Source organism: Parasedimentitalea nitratireducens (genome assembly GCF_057444295.1).
In genome coordinates this window covers 689,320-708,096 of sequence record NZ_JBYAXC010000002.1, presented here as the reverse complement: position 1 = coordinate 708,096, position 18,777 = coordinate 689,320, and the positions used below count along the sequence as shown (strand labels likewise).

The 18,777-nt window shown below is 54.5% G+C and carries 23 protein-coding genes and 1 pseudogene; 12 read left to right on the top strand and 12 right to left on the bottom strand.

The features are described 5' to 3' along the window. Positions 1-97: 97 nt before the first annotated feature. The 3 genes from AC2T28_RS09150 to AC2T28_RS09140 are packed head-to-tail and all read left to right on the top strand — an operon-like array spanning position 98 to position 1,894. Positions 98-427, top strand: a complete 330-nt coding sequence (locus tag AC2T28_RS09150) for a hypothetical protein (RefSeq protein WP_486748666.1) — start codon at positions 98-100, stop codon at positions 425-427. A 21-nt stretch (positions 428-448) separates the two neighbouring features. Beyond that, positions 449-1,249 (top strand): DUF2145 domain-containing protein, encoded by an 801-nt coding sequence (locus AC2T28_RS09145; protein WP_486748665.1) that lies wholly within the window; start codon positions 449-451, stop codon positions 1,247-1,249. Positions 1,250-1,288: 39 nt separating this feature from the next. Then, positions 1,289-1,894 carry a TetR/AcrR family transcriptional regulator gene (locus tag AC2T28_RS09140; RefSeq protein WP_486748664.1) on the top strand — a complete coding sequence of 202 codons (606 nt, stop codon included), beginning with the start codon at positions 1,289-1,291 and terminating at the stop codon, positions 1,892-1,894. A 19-nt stretch (positions 1,895-1,913) separates the two neighbouring features. Here AC2T28_RS09140 and AC2T28_RS09135 read toward each other — a convergent pair. Both AC2T28_RS09135 and AC2T28_RS09130 read right to left on the bottom strand, forming a co-directional pair. Next, a pseudogene (locus AC2T28_RS09135) lies at positions 1,914-2,150 on the bottom strand (methyltransferase family protein); the annotation flags it as partial. 12 nt (positions 2,151-2,162) lie between these two features. After that, on the bottom strand, positions 2,163-2,591 hold the full coding sequence (locus AC2T28_RS09130; protein ID WP_486748663.1) for a hypothetical protein: 429 nt from the start codon (positions 2,589-2,591) through the stop codon (positions 2,163-2,165). Between the two features lie 136 nt (positions 2,592-2,727). Between AC2T28_RS09130 and AC2T28_RS09125 the strand changes: the two genes are divergently transcribed. Further along, entirely contained in the window at positions 2,728-3,216 is a 489-nt protein-coding gene (locus AC2T28_RS09125; protein WP_486748662.1) for a TetR/AcrR family transcriptional regulator, read from the top strand. A gap of 40 nt (positions 3,217-3,256) precedes the next feature. Here the strand turns inward: AC2T28_RS09125 and AC2T28_RS09120 are convergent, their stop codons facing one another. Further along, the gene (locus AC2T28_RS09120; RefSeq protein ID WP_486748661.1) at positions 3,257-4,264 is read right to left on the bottom strand and encodes a GlxA family transcriptional regulator; all 1,008 of its coding nucleotides are present in this window, start codon (positions 4,262-4,264) and stop codon (positions 3,257-3,259) included. A 255-nt stretch (positions 4,265-4,519) separates the two neighbouring features. On the opposite strand from AC2T28_RS09120, the gene AC2T28_RS09115 reads away from it, so the two are divergent. The 6 genes from AC2T28_RS09115 to AC2T28_RS09090 all read left to right on the top strand — a co-directional run bounded on the left by AC2T28_RS09115 (position 4,520) and on the right by AC2T28_RS09090 (position 8,434). After that, the gene (locus AC2T28_RS09115; RefSeq protein ID WP_486748660.1) at positions 4,520-5,152 is read left to right on the top strand and encodes an ATP-dependent Clp protease proteolytic subunit; all 633 of its coding nucleotides are present in this window, start codon (positions 4,520-4,522) and stop codon (positions 5,150-5,152) included. A 145-nt stretch (positions 5,153-5,297) separates the two neighbouring features. Further along, entirely contained in the window at positions 5,298-6,566 is a 1,269-nt protein-coding gene (gene clpX, locus AC2T28_RS09110) for an ATP-dependent Clp protease ATP-binding subunit ClpX (RefSeq protein WP_486748659.1), read from the top strand. 109 nt (positions 6,567-6,675) lie between these two features. Continuing rightward, positions 6,676-7,035: a RidA family protein gene (locus tag AC2T28_RS09105; protein ID WP_486748658.1), complete on the top strand. Its 360-nt coding sequence runs from the start codon at positions 6,676-6,678 to the stop codon at positions 7,033-7,035. Positions 7,036-7,169: 134 nt separating this feature from the next. After that, complete coding sequence (locus tag AC2T28_RS09100) at positions 7,170-7,556, top strand: NADH:ubiquinone oxidoreductase subunit NDUFA12 (RefSeq protein WP_486748657.1); 387 nt, start codon at positions 7,170-7,172, stop codon at positions 7,554-7,556. 27 nt (positions 7,557-7,583) lie between these two features. Continuing rightward, positions 7,584-8,036 carry an outer membrane lipid asymmetry maintenance protein MlaD gene (gene mlaD, locus AC2T28_RS09095; RefSeq protein ID WP_486748656.1) on the top strand — a complete coding sequence of 151 codons (453 nt, stop codon included), beginning with the start codon at positions 7,584-7,586 and terminating at the stop codon, positions 8,034-8,036. Positions 8,037-8,140: 104 nt separating this feature from the next. Further along, positions 8,141-8,434: a DUF2155 domain-containing protein gene (locus tag AC2T28_RS09090; protein ID WP_486748960.1), complete on the top strand. Its 294-nt coding sequence runs from the start codon at positions 8,141-8,143 to the stop codon at positions 8,432-8,434. On the opposite strand, the gene aat is transcribed toward AC2T28_RS09090, so the two are convergent. The 4 genes from aat to AC2T28_RS09070 form a co-directional block, all read right to left on the bottom strand. Continuing rightward, complete coding sequence (gene aat, locus AC2T28_RS09085; protein WP_486748655.1) at positions 8,398-9,030, bottom strand: leucyl/phenylalanyl-tRNA--protein transferase; 633 nt, start codon at positions 9,028-9,030, stop codon at positions 8,398-8,400. The two genes, AC2T28_RS09090 and aat, sit on opposite strands and share 37 nt — an antisense overlap. A 57-nt stretch (positions 9,031-9,087) precedes the next feature. Then, positions 9,088-10,437 carry an acetyl-CoA carboxylase biotin carboxylase subunit gene (gene accC / locus AC2T28_RS09080; protein ID WP_486748654.1) on the bottom strand — a complete coding sequence of 450 codons (1,350 nt, stop codon included), beginning with the start codon at positions 10,435-10,437 and terminating at the stop codon, positions 9,088-9,090. 9 nt (positions 10,438-10,446) lie between these two features. Beyond that, positions 10,447-10,941, bottom strand: a complete 495-nt coding sequence (gene accB / locus AC2T28_RS09075) for an acetyl-CoA carboxylase biotin carboxyl carrier protein (protein WP_486748653.1) — start codon at positions 10,939-10,941, stop codon at positions 10,447-10,449. Positions 10,942-11,085: 144 nt separating this feature from the next. Continuing rightward, on the bottom strand, positions 11,086-11,622 hold the full coding sequence (locus tag AC2T28_RS09070) for a LuxR C-terminal-related transcriptional regulator (RefSeq protein ID WP_486748652.1): 537 nt from the start codon (positions 11,620-11,622) through the stop codon (positions 11,086-11,088). 144 nt (positions 11,623-11,766) lie between these two features. On the opposite strand from AC2T28_RS09070, the gene AC2T28_RS09065 reads away from it, so the two are divergent. Beyond that, entirely contained in the window at positions 11,767-13,500 is a 1,734-nt protein-coding gene (locus tag AC2T28_RS09065) for a bifunctional helix-turn-helix transcriptional regulator/alpha/beta hydrolase (RefSeq protein ID WP_486748651.1), read from the top strand. Positions 13,501-13,595: 95 nt separating this feature from the next. Beyond that, positions 13,596-13,958, top strand: a complete 363-nt coding sequence (locus AC2T28_RS09060; RefSeq protein WP_486748650.1) for a CBU_0592 family membrane protein — start codon at positions 13,596-13,598, stop codon at positions 13,956-13,958. 169 nt (positions 13,959-14,127) lie between these two features. On the opposite strand, the gene AC2T28_RS09055 is transcribed toward AC2T28_RS09060, so the two are convergent. The 5 genes from AC2T28_RS09055 to AC2T28_RS09035 form a co-directional block, all read right to left on the bottom strand. Further along, the gene (locus AC2T28_RS09055; protein WP_486748649.1) at positions 14,128-14,652 is read right to left on the bottom strand and encodes a cytochrome b/b6 domain-containing protein; all 525 of its coding nucleotides are present in this window, start codon (positions 14,650-14,652) and stop codon (positions 14,128-14,130) included. A gap of 223 nt (positions 14,653-14,875) precedes the next feature. Continuing rightward, entirely contained in the window at positions 14,876-15,631 is a 756-nt protein-coding gene (locus AC2T28_RS09050; RefSeq protein WP_486748648.1) for an ABC transporter ATP-binding protein, read from the bottom strand. A 12-nt stretch (positions 15,632-15,643) separates the two neighbouring features. Further along, complete coding sequence (locus AC2T28_RS09045) at positions 15,644-16,399, bottom strand: ABC transporter ATP-binding protein (RefSeq protein ID WP_486748647.1); 756 nt, start codon at positions 16,397-16,399, stop codon at positions 15,644-15,646. 11 nt (positions 16,400-16,410) lie between these two features. After that, positions 16,411-17,613, bottom strand: a complete 1,203-nt coding sequence (locus tag AC2T28_RS09040; protein ID WP_486748646.1) for a branched-chain amino acid ABC transporter permease — start codon at positions 17,611-17,613, stop codon at positions 16,411-16,413. Positions 17,614-17,617: 4 nt separating this feature from the next. Beyond that, positions 17,618-18,640, bottom strand: coding sequence for a branched-chain amino acid ABC transporter permease (locus AC2T28_RS09035; protein ID WP_486748645.1), 1,023 nt, complete (start codon positions 18,638-18,640; stop codon positions 17,618-17,620). Between the last annotated feature and the right edge of the window lie 137 nt (positions 18,641-18,777).

The following is an 18,777-nucleotide window of genomic DNA, read 5'->3' as shown; positions in this document are numbered from 1 at the left end:
CGTTCAAGTATCAGTGTGAACTGCGTTCATAAAATGATTGACCTATATATCTTCGCTGGTTATGTATTGTGAACACCGTTCACATTGGAGCATGGTTATGAACTTTTTCACCTCCCCAGCAGTACTACTTGCCAGTTGTCTTGCCACCTCAGCCAGCGCTGGGCCAAGCAGTCAACATTCAACGCAGGCCTCTAACCACAGTGGCCAGGCCTCTGAACATGGCTCGGCGTCTGTCGCTGAAGCGGCCGCGACCATCGTGGCCGTACCAGTTATGGCAGTGGGTTCCGTGGTCCTGATTACCGGGGCGGCGCTTGAGAAATCAGGGGCGGGGTCACAGGCAGCTGGCCGTGCCTCGGCTGGCTCGGACGATACCACAACCATAACCGTCATCGGCATTACCCCCGACGGCAAACCCATTTTGAAATAAACACTACAATAGGAGGCTCCCATGCCCCGTTTTATTGCATTGACGTATTTATGTCTGGCCTATGCGCTGCCATCCCTGTCACAGGCCGGCAGCAGCGAAGCGGGTAAGTCTTATCTGCCCGAGGCCGAAGTTGCGGCCTTCTCAAACCGTGTTCAGCAAGACCTTGCATCGCGTGGGGCTCATGTTGCGATTGTTGCGCGTATGGGTCGGGACCCCAAGGTGCTGCCACGTGGGGTCAAATACACCCATGTCAGCTTTTGGGTCTATTCCAACATTACCCGCGCCGATGGCAGTACGGGGCGGGGCTATCAGGCCTTCAATCTCTATCAGAACGCAGACAACAAAAGGCGCAGCAGTCTGGTACAGGATAGCCCGGCTGATTTCTTTGCAGGCGCGCACCAGCTGGATGCGGGTATCATCATTCCCGACAAGCGGCTGCAAAAGAAACTGTTGAGGGTGATCACCAGCTCCACCTATTCAGAACTTCATAATGCCAACTACTCGGTTCTGGCAAACCCAAACACCAGCCAGTTCCAAAACTGTACCGAACACACGCTCGATGTGATGATGGCCAGCCTCTATGACACGACCAGTGTGCCGCAGATCAAAGCCAACATTACCGCCCATTTCGATCCCCAACCCATCAAGGTGGGCGGTATCAAGCGTCTCCTAGCGCCGGTCGCCTCACAAGCACTAACCACCTCGGACCATGGCAACAGGATCGAGACCGCTACCTTTGGGTCCATCGCCCGTTTCATGCAAGAAAACGACTTGTCCGATCAAACCTATCGGATCACCCCAGAGCAGGTCATCGCCTTCTAGATTTGACTTGTGTTTCAAGTTGTCTCAAACACTTGGCCTATGACATCACAACCAACCCTCACCAGGCGGGAACGCAACCTGGCTGACATCCGCGAACGGGCTATCCCAATTGCCGAGCGCATCATTCTTGACGAGGGGATTGATGCGCTCACCGCCCGTCGGTTGGCCAAAGATCTGGGTATCTCGGTGGGTTCGCTCTACAATGCCTTTGGTGATCTGGATGGTGTTATCCGCATGGTCATTCACAAATCGACAACTTTGCTGTCCCAAATCCTGCATACGGCTTTGGAAGCAGCCGAGCAGGACGCACGGGCACGTGTGGTTGCACTGGGACAGGCCTACTTTGAATTTGCCTTGTCCGAGCCACGTCGTTGGTGGTTGTTGTTTGAATACAAAACCAATGCGCCGACAGATCAAAAGGCGCAGGACTTTCAAAAGGGTCTGCTCAATATGCTGATCCAGGCAGGTGAGGGGGATCCCAACTCCGAACAGCATCAGCAGTTCTTTTTGTTGCTCTGGGCCTCGGTACACGGGTTGGTTTCGCTTGCGTGTCGCCCGTCCATTGTTGCGATTAATCCGGATATGGCGCGCACCTATATCGGTGATCTGGTCCAGTCGGGCTTCAACTCGTTTCCCGAAGCCTGAAGCCCTGAACGGTAGTTGATTAGTAAAGGAATGGCACAAACTTGGCCGTCTTGGCTGCATAGGCATTGAATTCATCCCCATAGCGCTGGGCCAAATAGGCATCCAGGGGCGGGATGTGAAAGAACACAAAGCTAGCCGTGATAAAGATCGGGATCGGCCAGGCAAAAATAGATGCGGCTAGTATGGCCCACCCGGTAAACAGTACGGCGTCGCCAAAATAGTTGATGTGCATCGCATAGGCAAAAAGCCCTTGGGTATAACACCGCCCTTAGGACGAGGGCTGTTTCTTCCACTGCCAGCGCTGTAATTCCGACCCGGTGTTCAGGAATGACCCAAGCAGCACCAAACCAACTCCGACCCAGTCCCACACACCAAACGGCGTAGGCGAGCCAGTAATGACGCCAGCCCCCAGCACCAGAAACCCGATTTCAAACAGCGCAATAAACACGCTGAGTCCCAACACCTCTGACATCTCTACCCGACGTTTGAGCAGTACAAACAACGTCACAAGATGGCGCATCCCGTATAAAACCGCGCAGGCAGCCAAAACCTTGGCGCGCTGGGCATCGGGCCAGTCAAACCCTCCAAATGCCAGCCACAGGCAAACCGCGACGATGCCAGCATGTAACAGGGCAAAGATCAGCTTGGGGCCAAGTGACTGATCATGGTCACGGTTGATGCCGCCAGATTTGGACATTCGTGATTTCCTTAAATGGGGCCAACCACCGGGGCAGGCGCTGAAAATTTGTTTTAGACCAATTGGACTATTTAAGTCTCCCTAGACCTTTGCCCAAAACAATGTCAATAGTTTTCGACCAATCGGACGAAAACGCATGCCCAAGATAATTGACCACGACGCCCATAGAACCGAACTGGCCCACCGCGCCGCCGCCTACTTCTCGGCCCATGGATATGCAGGGGGGAGTATGCGCAAGATCGCCGAATACCTCGGCATTTCCAAAAGCGCGCTGTATCACTACTTCCCAACCAAAGAGGCGCTGTTTCTGGCCAGCACCGAGCAGGTCATGTCTCGCGTCAGCACCGACCTGGTCCTGGACGAGGGCGACGAGCAGGCGCAGATCCAGCAGCTGATAGATACCTTGCGCGCTGATTTTGGGTCAGAAATGGCGCTGGTGTTTGACTATATACGCGGCAAAAGCCGTGACGAGATCGCGTCGGACGAGGTGATGAAAATCTCACTTGCCGCCTATCAAGGGCTTGTCGAAAAGATCGTAGGAACAGAACGCTCAGATGAAACTCTCGCCCGTATCATGGGCACATTGCTGTTGGATCATCTGTCGGGGAGAACGTGGGAATCCTGATCGGCCTAGAAATTGGGGACTGTTCTTTCGATGCAGGCGGTCAAACCCAGCCTTTGCGAAAGAAATGTGGGCTGGCGCCGAACTTGCGTTTGAATTGGCGCGAGAAGTGCGTGGCGCTGTTAAAGCCCGAGGCAAGAGCGATTTCGGTTACTGACATCGCGGTTTCATTCATCAGCGCATAGGCATGGCTTAGGCGCATGTCGAAATAAACCTGCATCGGGCTTTGATCCAGATAACGCGAAAATAGCCGTTCTAGTTGGCGACGTGAAATATCCAGCCGGTCACAGAGCACGCCAATCGACAGCGGTTCCTCGATCGATTCCTGCATCAATTGCAGCGCCGTCAGCAAGCGCTGGTTGCGGCTACCAATGGCGACGGCATAGTTGGATTTCTGCGGTGCCATTTGCCCACCAGATCGAACATGCAGGCACATATCGGCGACAATGATCGCCAGTTTCTTGCCATGGCGTTCTTCTATCAGGTTCAGCATCATATCGGTGGCCGCATTGCCTCCACCACAGGTCATAAAGGTTTTGGTGATCTCATAGATATTCGGCGAAGGCTGAAGGTTTGGGAACTTCTCGACGAACCCCGGCTGGTTTTCCCAGTGCAGGGTGAACTCATGTCCTTTCAGTAGTCCTGCCTGGGCCAGGGCAAAGGCCCCGGTGCAGATGCCACCCATCCGGCGGCCAAACCGGTGTTCGCGGCGCAGCCAGTTGATTGTTGCCTCACCCGCCGAGTGTTGCGGTTCCACTCCGGCGCAGACAAACACGACTGCATCGGATGGCAATTGCCCTAGTGGCAGATCCGGAGTTACGTTCATGCCGTTGGAGCAGGTAACCGGTTCACCGTCCTCGGTCATGATGAACCAGCGATACAGCGCGGTGTTGGTCACCTGATTGGCGATGCGTAGCGGTTCGATGGCGGCAGCTATCGGGAGCATGGTCGCCTTGGGTAGCATCAGGAAGTAAAAATCCTGCGGTTCACCACTAAATGGGATCGCCAATTTGGCGGCAGCGCCTTTTTGAATGAAGCTATCTGACTGCATGACGGGATCCTGTGGCAAGGATGGCACAATGGTCATCGTGGCCAAAAAGTTTCTGAAGCGGTGTTAACTCGACTTTGACGACTGTAGTTATCATATTGCGACAACGAACCATAGGATTGCGACGGGAGGAAAAATGCATCGGCTAGAAACCGCAATTTTTTTACGCCCTCTTGCAGCCCTTATGCGCCGATACTAAGAATCAAGTAACACTCTGTCGGGTATGGTCCCGATTAAATTCAAAGCAGGCAGGCCCAAATGTTCGATCCAAAAGAAACTTACATGAACACACTCGTCCCAATGGTGGTTGAACAGACCAGCCGTGGAGAACGGGCGTATGATATCTTTTCACGCTTGCTGAAAGAGCGGATCATTTTCCTGAATGGTCCTGTTCATGATGGCATGAGCTCGTTGATCGTAGCGCAATTGCTGCACCTTGAGGCGGAAAACCCGTCAAAAGAAATCTCGATGTACATCAACTCGCCCGGTGGCGTTGTGACCTCGGGTCTGTCGATCTATGACACCATGCAGTACATCAAACCCAAGGTTTCGACCCTGGTGATCGGCCAGGCGGCTTCGATGGGCTCGCTGCTGCTGACCGCCGGTGAAAAGGGCATGCGGTTCTCGCTGCCCAACAGCCGCGTCATGGTTCACCAGCCGTCAGGCGGGTTCCAGGGCCAGGCCACAGACATCATGATTCACGCCGAAGAAACCTTGAAGCTGAAGCGCCGTCTGAACGAAATCTATGTACACCACACTGGCCAAGAGTTGGAAAAGGTTGAAGCCGCGCTGGAACGGGATAATTTTATGGCTCCGGAAGATGCCAAAGAGTTTGGTCTGATCGATGAGATCGTGACGAATCGTTCCAAGGGCGACGACGAAGAGAGCTGAAGCTCAATTCGTAACTAACTTGTACGTCCTGGAATAGGCTGGGGCGTACTTTGCGATTGTAGCGGCTGAGGCACTGGCCTAAGCTGTTTTAGAAGTGGGAGACGCCTAGAATGGGCCCCTCCTAGCGCGGACTGAAAGGTAGACCATGGCAACGAACTCAAGCGGCGACAGCAAGAATACGCTTTACTGTAGCTTCTGCGGCAAGAGCCAGCACGAGGTACGCAAGTTGATTGCGGGCCCAACCGTGTTCATTTGCGACGAATGCGTCGAACTCTGTATGGATATCATCCGTGAAGAGACCAAGGCCTCGGGGCTGAAGGCTACCGATGGTGTGCCGTCTCCTAAGGACATCTGCGAAGTATTGGATGACTATGTCATTGGCCAGGCAATGGCCAAAAAGGTGCTGTCGGTTGCAGTACACAACCACTACAAGCGCCTGAACCACGCACAAAAAGCCGGGTCCGAACTAGAACTGGCTAAATCCAACATCTTGCTGATCGGCCCGACTGGCTGTGGTAAGACACTGCTGGCACAGACATTGGCGCGCATTCTGGATGTGCCGTTCACCATGGCAGACGCCACTACATTGACCGAAGCTGGTTATGTGGGTGAAGACGTCGAGAACATCATCCTGAAACTGCTGCAGGCCAGCGAATATAATGTCGAACGCGCACAGCGTGGTATTGTCTACATCGATGAAGTCGACAAGATCACCCGCAAGTCTGAAAACCCATCGATCACTCGTGACGTATCGGGCGAGGGTGTACAGCAGGCGCTGCTGAAACTGATGGAAGGCACCGTTGCGTCGGTTCCACCTCAGGGCGGTCGCAAGCATCCACAGCAGGAATTCCTGCAGGTCGACACTACCAACATCCTGTTCATCTGTGGTGGCGCCTTTGCCGGTCTGGACAAGATCATCGCAGCACGCGGTAAGGGCTCGGCGATGGGCTTTGGTGCGGATGTGCGTGACAACGACGAGCGTGGTGTGGGCGAAGTGTTCCAGGATCTGGAACCCGAAGATCTGCTGAAATTTGGTCTGATCCCTGAATTTGTTGGCCGTTTGCCTGTATTGGCAACGCTGGAAGATCTGGACGAAGACGCTCTGGTTACGATCCTGTCGAAACCGAAGAACGCACTGGTCAAGCAATACCAGCGTCTGTTCGAGCTGGAAGAGACTGAGCTGGACTTTACCGATGATGCACTGAGCGCCATTGCCAAGCGTGCCATCGAACGGAAAACCGGTGCACGTGGCCTGCGTTCCATCCTCGAAGATATCCTGCTGAACACCATGTTTGAACTCCCCGGTATGGAGAGCGTGACCAAGGTGGTGGTGAATGAAGAGGCTGTGAACTCTAACGTCGAGCCGCTGATGATCCACGCCGATGCAGAAAAAGAACCTGCATCTGCAGGGTAACCCATGGGTTACCTGACTTGATTAAACGGCGCGGTTCATCCCGCGCCGTTTTGCTGTGAAGCGCCTGGTTTTCAGGTTTTTGATAATGATGATTTGATTGGACAGAGTGATGAGCATTAAGCGGATCTCCTCGGGTGGTGAGTTTGAAGCCAAGGTTGGCTATTGTCGCGCCGTTGTGGCGGGCGGATTTGTACATGTTGCGGGCACCGTTGGGCAGGGCGACGATGTTGTTGCCCAATGCCGCTCGGCGCTGGATATCATTGGCAAGGCCTTGGCAGACGCGGGCAGTAGTTTTGAACAGGTAGTACGAATAAATTACTACCTGCCCGAACGGTCCGAGTTTGACGCTTGTTGGCCGATGCTGGCAACGACCTTTGGTGAGAATCCCCCAGCGGCAACCATGATCGAATGTGGTCTGATTGATCCCAAATACCGGATTGAAATCGAAGTTACCGCGCTGGCGTCTTGAATTGCAGGGGGTGAACCCCGCATGACGTGGGAAATAGCGCACAACTTAGGGGCTGTGCGCTATTGGATGGGGCGCAGTGTCTGGACCTCTGCTGCAAACTGCGTCATATCAGGGGGGAATTTACGGAGGCATACATGTCAATCCTGAGCACTCTTTTGCGCGCCGTCACCTGGTGGAACGGTCAAACGCTGAACACTCAGCTCTTCACCGCCCGTAAGGGTATCAAAGTTGGCGACGACGATCAGGGCAATGTGTACTATCGCAATGCCGATGACAGCAAACGCTGGGTGATCTTCAACGGCGAGGTCGAGGCGTCGCGCGTCAATGCGGACTGGCACGGCTGGCTGCACCACACCTTTGACGAGGTGCCATCCGAGAAGCCGCTGGCGCACAAGGACTGGGAAAAGCCGCATCAGGAAAACCTGACCGGCTCAGCCTTGGCCTATGCCCCTGCGGGTTCGATTCGCCGCGCTGCTGAACCAGCTGAGCGTAGCGATTACGAGGCATGGGTGCCGGAGTAATCCGGCGCTTGGCAGAGGCACAGCGAAATGTCCCATAACACTACCGAAGTATTGGTCGGCGGCGCTGTCTTGGCTGCTGCAATTGGCTTTGCCGTTTATGCGGGGCAGGCGACAGGTCTGTCCAAGGGCGGCGACCACTACCACCTGAACGCGTCGTTCCGTTCTATCGAAGGCGTCAGCGTCGGCACCGATGTGCGTTTGGCTGGCGTCAAGATTGGCACAGTGACCGATGTTGATCTGAACCCACAGACGTTTCGGGCCGACACCCGGTTTTCCGTGAAAGAAGGGGTCGAGATCCCTGATGACAGCGCGGTCATCGTGTCATCCGAAGGCCTGTTGGGCGGCAATTTTGTTGAGATCATGCCTGGTGGTTCTCCCTTTGGCTTTGCGCCTGAGGATGAGATGGAAGATACGCAGGGTGCGGTTAGTCTGATTACCCTGCTGCTGAAATTTGTGTCCGGAAGCGGAGAAGAATCGTGAAGCGATTCTTTGGTTGGGCCGTCGCATTGTCCTTTGGACTGTCTTCGTTTGCCCAGGCGCAGGACAACACCACCGAGCCAGAAGCCGCTGCAACCGGGAGTGCCGTGACAGGTAGCGCGGCTGTGTTGCGGGGCTTGGACAAGGTCAATGGTCGCACCGCAGACGCTGAAGTGGCTATTGGCGGCAGTGCTGAGTTGCTGGGATTGTTGGTGACCGTGGTGGATTGCCGATATCCCGCGGACAACCCGACTGGTGATGCCTATGCCTTTTTGACTATTCGCGATCCGGACAATGGCGCCGTAGAGTTTGAAGGCTGGATGATTGCCTCAAGCCCGGCCCTGAGCGCGCTGGATCACAGCCGCTATGACATCTGGGTGTTGCGCTGTAACAGTGTCTGAGCCGTTGGGATCGCGGGTTTGATAAAGTCCGCTTCACCCTCTACCGCCTCAAGAAGCATAGATCTATAGGCTGCACGGCTGATTTCCCGCCCTCCAAGCGATGCCAGGTGTGGGGTGATGAACTGCGTATCACAAAGTTGAAACCCAGCCTGATTAAGACGATCCACCAAATAGGCCAGTGCAATTTTTGAGGCGTCAGTGCGACGCGAGAACATGCTCTCCCCAAAGAAGGCCGCGCCAACGGTGACGCCATAGACACCGCCTGTCAGCTCGCCGTCGTGCCAAATCTCCAGTGAATGGGCCTTACCCATCTGGTGCAGCTCGACATAGCGTTGGTGGATTTCTTCATTGATCCAGGTCTCAATCCGATCTGCGCAGGCGGTCACAACGCCTGCAAAATCACGGTTGATGGTCACTTCAAAACCACCGCGGCGCATACGCCGGGCCAGGGATCGGGAAATGTGAAACCCGTCCAGAGGCAGGATGCCGCGGCGTTTGGGGTCCACCCAGAAAATTTCAGGATCATCTTGGTGCTCAGCCATGGGGAAAACCCCGGCTGCATAGGCCATCAGCAACAAATCAGCTGTCAGCGTCATCGTACAGGCCTACGATGGGGTGTAGGGTGCGTGCTGGCACGCACCGCTACAGTTGTTTTAACTGGCCAGATTGGTTTCAAGCCAGTGCTCCAGCCAGTGGATGTTATAGTCACCTGACAGGATGTCAGCTTCGGCCAGCAGTGCATCAAACAGCGGCACCGTGGTGTCGACACCATCAACGATCAACTCACCCAGGGCGCGGCTTAGACGGGCCAGAGCCTCGTTGCGGTCACGACCGTGGACGATCAGCTTGCCGATCAGGCTGTCATAGTAAGGCGGGATCGAATAGCCATCGTACAGCGCTGAATCCATCCGCACACCCAGGCCACCAGGGGCGTGGTATTGCGAAATCTTACCGGGGCACGGTGCAAAGTTTGGCAGCTTTTCAGCGTTGATCCGCACCTCAATGGCGTGGCCATTGATCGTCAGATCGTCCTGTCCGAACGACATTGGCAGGCCTTCGGCAACGCGGATTTGTTCGCGCACTAGGTCGACACCAAAGATCGCTTCGGTCACCGGGTGTTCCACCTGCAAACGGGTGTTCATTTCGATGAAATAGAACTCGCCTTTTTCGTACAGGAACTCGATGGTGCCTGCGCCGATATAGTTGATCTTGGCCACAGCGTCAGCACAGACTTTACCAATTTTGGCGCGCTCGGCGGCACTGATGCTGGGGCCGGGGGCCTCCTCAAATACCTTTTGGTGGCGGCGCTGCAGCGAACAGTCGCGCTCGCCCAAGTGTACCGCCTTGCCTTTACCATCGCCAAACACCTGAATTTCGATGTGACGTGGGGTGGTTAGGTATTTTTCGATGTAGACTTCATCGTTGCCAAAGTTGGACTTGCCTTCGGCCCGCGCTGTGCGGAATGCCATTTCCATGTCAGCAGCGGTTTTGGCCACTTTCATGCCCTTACCACCGCCGCCAGCAGTGGCTTTGATGATGACCGGATAGCCGATCTCTTCACCGATTTTCTGAGCGGTTTCCAGATCTGGAACGCCACCGTCAGAACCAGGAACACAGGGAACACCCAGTTCCTTCATAGTGTCCTTGGCGGTGATCTTGTCACCCATGGTGCGGATGTGCTGGGCTGTTGGGCCGATAAAGGTCAGGCCATGATCTTCGATGATCTGCACAAAGTTGGCGTTTTCGGACAGAAAGCCATACCCGGGGTGGATCGCCTGCGCACCGGTGATTTCACAGGCCGAAATGATGGCCGGAATCGACAGGTAGCTGCTGGCGCTTTGAGCCGGGCCAATGCAGACCGACTCATCTGCCATCCGCACGTGCATGGCATCGGCGTCGGCGGTGGAATGCACCGCAACACTGGCAATGCCCATTTCTCGCGCCGCGCGGATCACGCGCAGGGCGATCTCGCCGCGGTTGGCAATCAGGATCTTGTCAAACATGTCAGATCCTTACTCGATGATGACCAGAGGCGTTCCGAATTCCACGGCAGCGCCGTCTTCAACCAAAATCCGCTTCACGGTGCCGCCTTTAGGGGCCGGGATGTGGTTCATGGTCTTCATGGCTTCGACGATTAGCAGGGTGTCGCCTTCGCTGACTTTGGCACCAACCGAGATAAAGGCCGGGGCGCCGGGCTCAGCCTGGGTGTAGACAGTTCCCACCATTGGCGAGGTCACTGCGCCAGGGTGGCTGGCAGGATCTTCGGCAGGAGCGGCGGCAGCTGGTGCTGCAGTTGCTGCAACTGGGGCTGCAGCCGCAGCCGCGGCAGGCACTGCAACTTGAACCGGGGCTGCCATTGCTGCCATCTGACGAGAGACGCGCACATTCAGGCTGTCGTCATCGCCGTATTCCCGTTTGACCTGCAGTTCAGTCAGATCGTTGTCGCGCAGCATTTCGGCCAGTGCCTTAATAAAGGCGACGTCTGCTTCGTGAGTTTTGTTTTTCATATTGTCCTCAGCCGGTTCTCAGTGACCTGCGAAAATGGCAGGTCGAAATTTAAGGCGCTTATAAGGCAAGGTTGACTGCAAGGAAAGCACCCTAACAGAGAGTCAACATGGGCTGTTGGCACCAGATTTACAATTCTGTTGCCATCAAAGGGGCATTCCGGTCAGTTTCGCTACCAATTCCGGGAGTTTGCGGGCCCCGAACTTCTTGAGCAAATGAGCCCTATGGGTCTCGATCGTGCGATAAGACAGCTTGAGCTCGGCACCGATTTCCTTGGCTGATAACCCACGGCAGGTCAGAATCGCCACATCCCGTTCACGCGGGGTAAGTGAGACCACGGGGCGATCTTCGGAAATATCAGCAAAGGACCAAATCCCCCCGCGAAAAGGCTGCTCGGGGGTCAGGGAGCGACCGCGCACCCTGCACCAGAACAGATCTCCGTTGGTTCGGCGCATAATCCGCTCGTCATCGTATCGCCCGGATTTTGCATTTTCTTGCTGAAGCAGGGTGCCAATACGATCAAAGTCTTCACGACTGGGATAGAGTGCAGAAATCTCAAGATCGATAAAGGCCTCGGGGCTGTCCCCAAAGGTTTCGGCAAATTGCAGGTTGCAGCGGCGGATGAAGCGATTTTCCAGCTGCGCAAGCCCGATGGGGGCATGATCAAAGGCGATATCAGTCATGGGCGTATTTTTGGACTGATTTGGCGAATATGGAAAGGGGATAAGGGGAACTAGGAACCCAAGTTATGGAATACTTGACTATCTGTACAACTGGTAAACCTGTTAAGTATGGCTTTTGGTTGCATTTGAGTAAGGTATTTCGAAATGTCTGATAAGTTCGAGCAGCTGACCCATATGGTATATGAGGCGTCTTTAGACAATTCGCTCTGGCCGGAGTTGATACTTGAACTGACCGAAGAGGTTCAGCGCGCCCGTGATAGTCGTTTCTTAGAGCACGAGAATAGCAAAGGTCTGGAAAATCTGTCGCGTCACTTTAAACGCGCTTTTGGCATCTCCAAAAGGATGGTGGATCTACAAGAACGAGAAACCTATCTGTCTTCGGTTTTGAACAGCTTTGCCTTTGGCGTTGCCTTGCTAGGTGAAAATGGGCAGCTTTTGATGGCCAACCGAACAATGCAGGAAACCTTGCAGACTGGAACAGTAATAGCCAACGGCAACCAGCCTAGCATCTTGAACGAAAAAGGGGCTCGATCACTATCGAAGTTGGTTGAGACCTGCATTCAAAGCGGAAAAACACAGCAGTTCCAGTTACCAGGTGGCAGCTTGGAGCCATTGATGATTTTGCCTCGGCAAGAGGCCGAGCGCATTGGGTTCCCCTCAATCGCCGCTGCGGTTTTGATCTCTGGAGGGAGTGGTCAAAGCGATGCGCTGCGCAGTTTTTCCAAAACACACAACCTGTCGCGACGCGAGGCCGAGCTGCTCGGGGAGTTGAACAAAGCGGGAGATGTTCGTGGTGCTGCGACGGCAACAGGGTTGTCATACGAAAGTGCGCGAACTTATCTAAAACGGATCTTTGACAAAACAGGATGTCATAGCCAGGCGGGACTAATCTCGGCACTTGCCTCAACTCCTATGTCAGCATTACGCCGCAGTGAGTTGCTAAGAGATGAACGCCAAAATGTCCGTCGAATGCTAACGCTGAGTGATGGCCGAGGTTTAGAGTATTTTAGCCTTGGTCCCGAAGCTGGATACCCGGTTTTGGTTTTTGACGCGCTGTCTGGGGTAGCAATAGACATGTTGGGCTATCCGGATCTTTGCCTGAAGTATCTGGAGCGGTACAATATCCGGCTGGTTACCCCCTGTCGTCCCGGAGGTTTTCGATCCGAAGCCAAAGTCATGCACGGGCTGAGGGATTTTTCGTCGGATATTGAGCAGTTGTTGGACCATCTGGGATTAGACCGGGTAGGTGTCTTGTCGCTGTCATTTGGGTCTGGCAGTGCATTGGCGGTGGCGCATGATTTGGGTCAGCGTGTTGAAAAGATAGTTCTATCCTCGGCCGCTTACCCAACGTACAGGCATCCAAACTGGCGGGAGTTGGATCAGTTTTATCACATGTCTAGCATTCTGGGACGTCACTGGCCGTCCATGCTGCGTCAGGTAATCCCGTTTCTGGTGCGATCCATTTTGCAAAATCGGGACAGCTACTTTGACCGGTACTGCAAGCGGACCCGGAGCAGCGACGATGTGGAAATTCTGTCGCATCCAGTTGTGCGGCGCAGGACCGCCGAAATGCTGGCGCAGCGCACGGCGATGGGGATGGACGGTATGGTCGAGGAGAACTTGCTAAACGCTCAAGGGTGGGACTTTTCTGTACAAGATATCACTGCTCCGGCTGAGGTATTTCAGGGAACGCTGGATAACGTAGCCCCGGTTCAAGGGGCCGAGTTATTGGCAGAGCATTTACTAAACGCAAAGTTCACAGCAATGGAAGATAAGGGGCACTACCACCATATCACCAACTGGCCCTGGTTGATGGCACGTGCGGCTGGGCATGATGTGGCGCCAGGTAGCGACAGGTATTGTATTCCAGACCTTTGAGCGTTTTGTCCCCAAATGGGAATAGGTCGACATAGTAAGGCTTTCTAGGTTGCCGACGTGGTTAACGAGTAACCTCTTTCTAAGGCCTGTCCAAAATGATTGTTGAAAATTTCTATGACGTTTTTGCGTCTCTGCCAGCACAGGTTTCTACCGGCTGTGGTGTCGTTGGTTTTATTTTTTACCTGTCCAATTACACCTTGGTGACCTTTCGTGTCATCGACAGCCAAGGGATAGCATTTTTCCTGATCAATATCTGCGGCGCATGCCTCATTTTGATCAGCTTGGTGCAAAACTTTAATCTGGGTTCAATGTTGATCCAGGTCTTCTGGATTTGTCTGGGAATAATAGCAATTGCTATTCGTTTGCGGGCACGGGCTGCTTGGCGCACCAGCAATGCGCAAATGCAGGATCGAACAAATTCAAGCAATACATTGATAGAAACACACAATCACATCTGACCCCACTCTCTCCAGTTTGGGTTGGGTGAATGCGAGAGACGAGTTTTAGTCCGATCGCAAAGGTTTCTAGAGGTTCAGGATAAGCAAAGGACAAGGCCAACTCTAGCAGAGTTGGCCTTGTTCGCCCGTATTCCCTAAATTTGAGGTCGTTGCGGGTAGGATAGCCAGATTATTCGGCGGGGATGCTCTTGGTGCCGGTAACCATAGCGCGTGGCAGATTCACCTTGGTGCGGTTGCTTTCGAAAATGACGGCAGCAATGTGTGCCAGAACTGAAATCTCGGTCCAGATGACGCAGAATTCATGCAGGTCTTCGATCCAGTCGAGGCTGCCAAACAGAGGTGTGGTTAGGGCGATGCCGGGCAGGCCGATCAGTAAGAGCGCAGCCAGCATGTTATAGATCATCAATGCGCCCAATGGGGTGTGGCCGCGGTGGATGGTCTTGCGGTTTTTGACAATGTCGGCCACTTGCTCGGTTGCGCCGGATAGGCTGGGGGCGAAGCTGGAGAACCGAGCATAGCGGGTGCCGACAAATCCCCAGATCAGTCTGGCCAGTACCAGGCCAACGATGCCATAGCCGATCCACTGGTGCATGGGAGAGTCATCGCTGACCAGAAAGGCGTTGGCCAAAAATGCGACGGCCAGGGACCAATGGAAGACCCGTACAATAGGATCCCAGACTTTTACGTGTTGCATCATGCTTGTCCTTCGAAATTGAAATATGCCGCAGCTGGAGGTTCAGCGTCTTGGTTGCGGTTGAATTCGCGGTTTCTGGGGCGGTCTTAAATAGCAATAAGGTCCTGTTTGGCTGGGGCTAGACCTGGGTTTATGCCTGCGGGATGCAAAAAAGGCCGGTCCCAAAGGAACCGGCCTAGAGTGTGTCTACATTGGCGGTGGCCAATGCGACAGGGATAGTTCGTCAGATCGCCAGGTATTCGGCGCGCAGTTCTTCGTTTTCAAGCACCTCCGAGGCACCGCCGTCAAAGACGATGCCTCCGGTATCCAGAATGACTGCTCTGTCAGCCAGTTCCAGCGCTCTCACCGCGTTCTGCTCGACGATGACCGTAGTGATGCCTTGTTCCTTGATGTGGATAAGTGTTTTTTCAATCTCGTCTACGATGACCGGCGCCAGACCTTCGTATGGCTCGTCCAGCAGCAGCACCTTGATGTCGCGGGCAAGGGCGCGGGCGATGGCCAGCATTTGCTGCTCTCCTCCTGACAGGGTGACGCCTTCTTGCTTGCGGCGCTCACCCAGCCGCGGGAACAGCTCGTACAGGCGCTCTAGAGACCAGCCGATGGGCGGAGCGATTTGCGCCAGTTGCAGGTTTTCCTCGACCGTTAGGCCGGCGATGATACGGCGGTCTTCGGGCACCAGTGCCAAACCGGCCGCCGAGGCCTCATGTGCCGCCATGTTGTGCAATGGCTTGTGGTCCAGCCAGACTTCACCTTTGTTAAGCTGAGGATCGTCAAGTCGGGCAATGGCACGAAGGGTTGAGGTTTTTCCAGCACCGTTTCGGCCCAGCAGGGCGAGGATTTCGCCCTCGTGCACGTTAAAGGAAATGCCCTGCACGATATAGCTTTCGCCATAATAGGCATGCATGTCCCAGACCGACAGAAAGGCCGGGGCGGTGGCCGCCTGATTGGCGCCTTTGGAGAAATCGGGTTTGACGTTCATGGTGGTTTCTCCTTACGCCGACTCGCCCAGATACGCTTCGCGCACCTTGGGGTTGCCTTTGATATTTTGCGGATCATCTTCGACCAGCGGAGTGCCCTGAGCCAGCACTGTGATCCGGTCGGCCAGCGAGAACACTACGTGCATGTCGTGTTCGATGATGGCGATAGTGATGTCACGCTCTTCGTTGATCTGCTTTAGCAGGTCGATGGTGTTGTTGGTGTCAGCCCGCGCCATGCCGGCGGTGGGTTCGTCCAACAGCAACAGACGCGGCTCTTGTGACAGGCACATGCCGATTTCCAGGCGACGTTTGTCACCTCGCGACAGCGAGGCGGCGTTCATGTGCCGCTTGTCGGCCATGTTCATGTCGACCAGCATGTGCTCGGCTTTTTCGATCACATCCTTCTGGCTAAGAACCGAGGAAATGGCATTCATTTCAAATGCGCCATCCCGTTTGGCAAAGCAGGGGATCATCATGTTTTCCATCACCGACAGATCACCAAAGATCTCGGGTGTCTGGAAAACGCGGCTGATGCCCATTTGATTGATCTCATACGGGGCGCGGCCCAGCACTGATTTGCCATCGAACATCACCGACCCGGTGTCCGGGATCAGCTTGCCCACCAACACATTCAGCAAGGTTGATTTGCCCGCACCGTTTGGGCCGATGATGGCGTGGACCGAGTTTTCTTTGACGCTGAGGTTCACATCCCCTAAGGCCTGCAATCCACCGAACCGTTTGTTGACGCCTTTGACTTCAAGAATTCCCATCTTGTGTCTCCTTATTCCGCAGGTTCGGTTGTGCTGGAGGGCGTATTCTTGCCCGCCTTTTTGTTACGCAGCCAGCTGGATACTCGTTGGCCACCTTCAACCAGACCACCGGGGAGGAATACCACCACCAGGACAAACAGGATGCCAAGTGTCATATGCCAGCCTTTGCCGACAAAGGGGTAGACCAACGTCACTAGAATATCCTCTAACGCATCGGGCATGGCGCTGAACCAGCTGTGCAAAACCGTTTCGTTGATCTTGGAGAAGATGTTTTCGAAGTATTTGATGAATCCCGCGCCCAGTACCGGACCAATCAAAGTGCCTGCACCGCCGAGGATGGTCATAAGAACAACTTCGCCCGATGCGGTCCACTGCATACGCTCGGCACCAGCCAGGGGATCCATCGAGGCCAGCAGACCACCAGCCAAACCAGCGTACATGCCAGAGATGACAAAGGCAGCCAGAGTGTAGGGGCGGGTGTTCAAGCCAGTGTAGTTCATCCGCTGTTGGTTTGATTTGACAGCTTTCAACATCAACCCAAAAGGGGAGCGGAAGATGCGGATCGACAGGTAGAACACTGCCAGCATGATCAGCGCGCACAGGTAGTAGCCGACATTGAACTGGAAGGCCCAGGGGCCAACTGCCATCTCGAATGTCGAGCGCATTTCCAATCCAAACAGGTTGGTGACCGGGATCGAGCCGTCAGCTGTTTGCGATACACCCAAAACACGTGGGTCGTTCAGGGTCAGCTGCAGACCTGTTTCACCGTTGGTGATTGGGGTCAGCACTGAATAGGCTAGGTTGAATGACATCTGCGCAAAGGCCAGCGTCAGGATCGAAAAGTAGATACCCGAGCGTCTGAGCGAGACATAGCCGATTAGCAAGGCGAACACGCCAGCCATAGCCACCGAAAGCAAAATTGCCGGGATCACGTTCATCGCAAGCAGCTTGAACATCCAAACCGCCGAGTAGGACCCCACACCCAGAAAGGCCGCGTGACCAAAGCTGAGGTAGCCGGTGAGGCCGAATAGAATGTTGAAACCGATTGCAAAGATGCCAAAGATCACAAACCGCTGCATCAGGTCCGGATAGCCGGCGTTGAATTGAGCCAAGCCGCTATCAGTCGGGAAAGGGTTCAGGATAAAGGGTGCAAGCATGGTCAATGCAGCGACCAGTAGCAGCATGGTTGTGTCGTTTTTGTTCATTCCGAACATGTTCTTAATCCTCCATCACGCCTTTGCGGCCCATAAGGCCCCGGGGGCGCGTGAGCAGAATGATAATTGCCACCACATAGATGATGATTTGGTCGATGCCTGGGATGAGAGATTTGATCTCGTTCATCGAAGCAAAGCTTTCCAGGATACCCAACAGGAACCCAGCCAGCACCGCGCCCGGTAGGCTGCCCATGCCACCAACAACCACCACAACAAAGCTGAGAACCAGAAAGTCCATGCCCATGTGATAGTTGGGTGAGTTGATCGGGGTATACATAACGCCAGCCAGACCCGCGACAGCGGCGGCAATGCCAAACATGATGGTAAAGCGTTTGTCGATGTTGATACCCAGCAGGCCAACGGTTTCACGATCTGCCATGCCAGCGCGCACAACCATACCAAAGGTGGTGAATTGCAGGAACGAGAAGATGCCGCCGATGATGAGCAATGAGAAGCAGAAGTAGACAACGCGCCAGACCGGATAGACGATATCCATGCCTATGATGGCCCCGACATTCATAATACCGCTCAGCGCCTCGGGGGCGGGGGTTTGAATGGGGTTGGCGCCGTAGAAATATTTGATCACTTCCTGCAGCACGATGGCCAGACCAAAAGTGACCAGAATCTGATCCGCGTGGGGGCGTTTGTAGAAGTGCTTGATCAGCCCGCGTTCCATTGCGTAGCCGACAAAAATCATGATCGGGATGGCGAACAGGATTGCCAGTGGCACCGCCCAGTCGATGATTGCACCGCCCATCTGGGGGCCAAACCAGGCTTCAACATAAGGGGTTTTGACTTTCAGTGCATTGCCGAGAAAGTCGGTCTGTGTTTCGTCAATCGTTTCAAAGCTGAGATTGAGGAGACGTTGTAGGGTGACGGCGCAAAAAGCACCGATCATGAACAGGGCCCCATGGGCAAAGTTCACCACGCCAAGCGTGCCAAAAATGAGTGTCAGTCCCAGCGCGATCAGCGCATAGGCCGAGCCTTTGTCGAGCCCGTTTAAGATTTGCAATAGGATTGCGTCCATAGCCCCCACCTTTGGGTTGGTTAGTCTATTTTATGTGCGATTGGCGGCCATTTGGTTGTCAGATCTGAACTGTCTGATCAAAGCGGCGGCCAATTGGGGAGGTCGGGCGCAGCAGTTGCGCGCCCGACAAGGCCAAA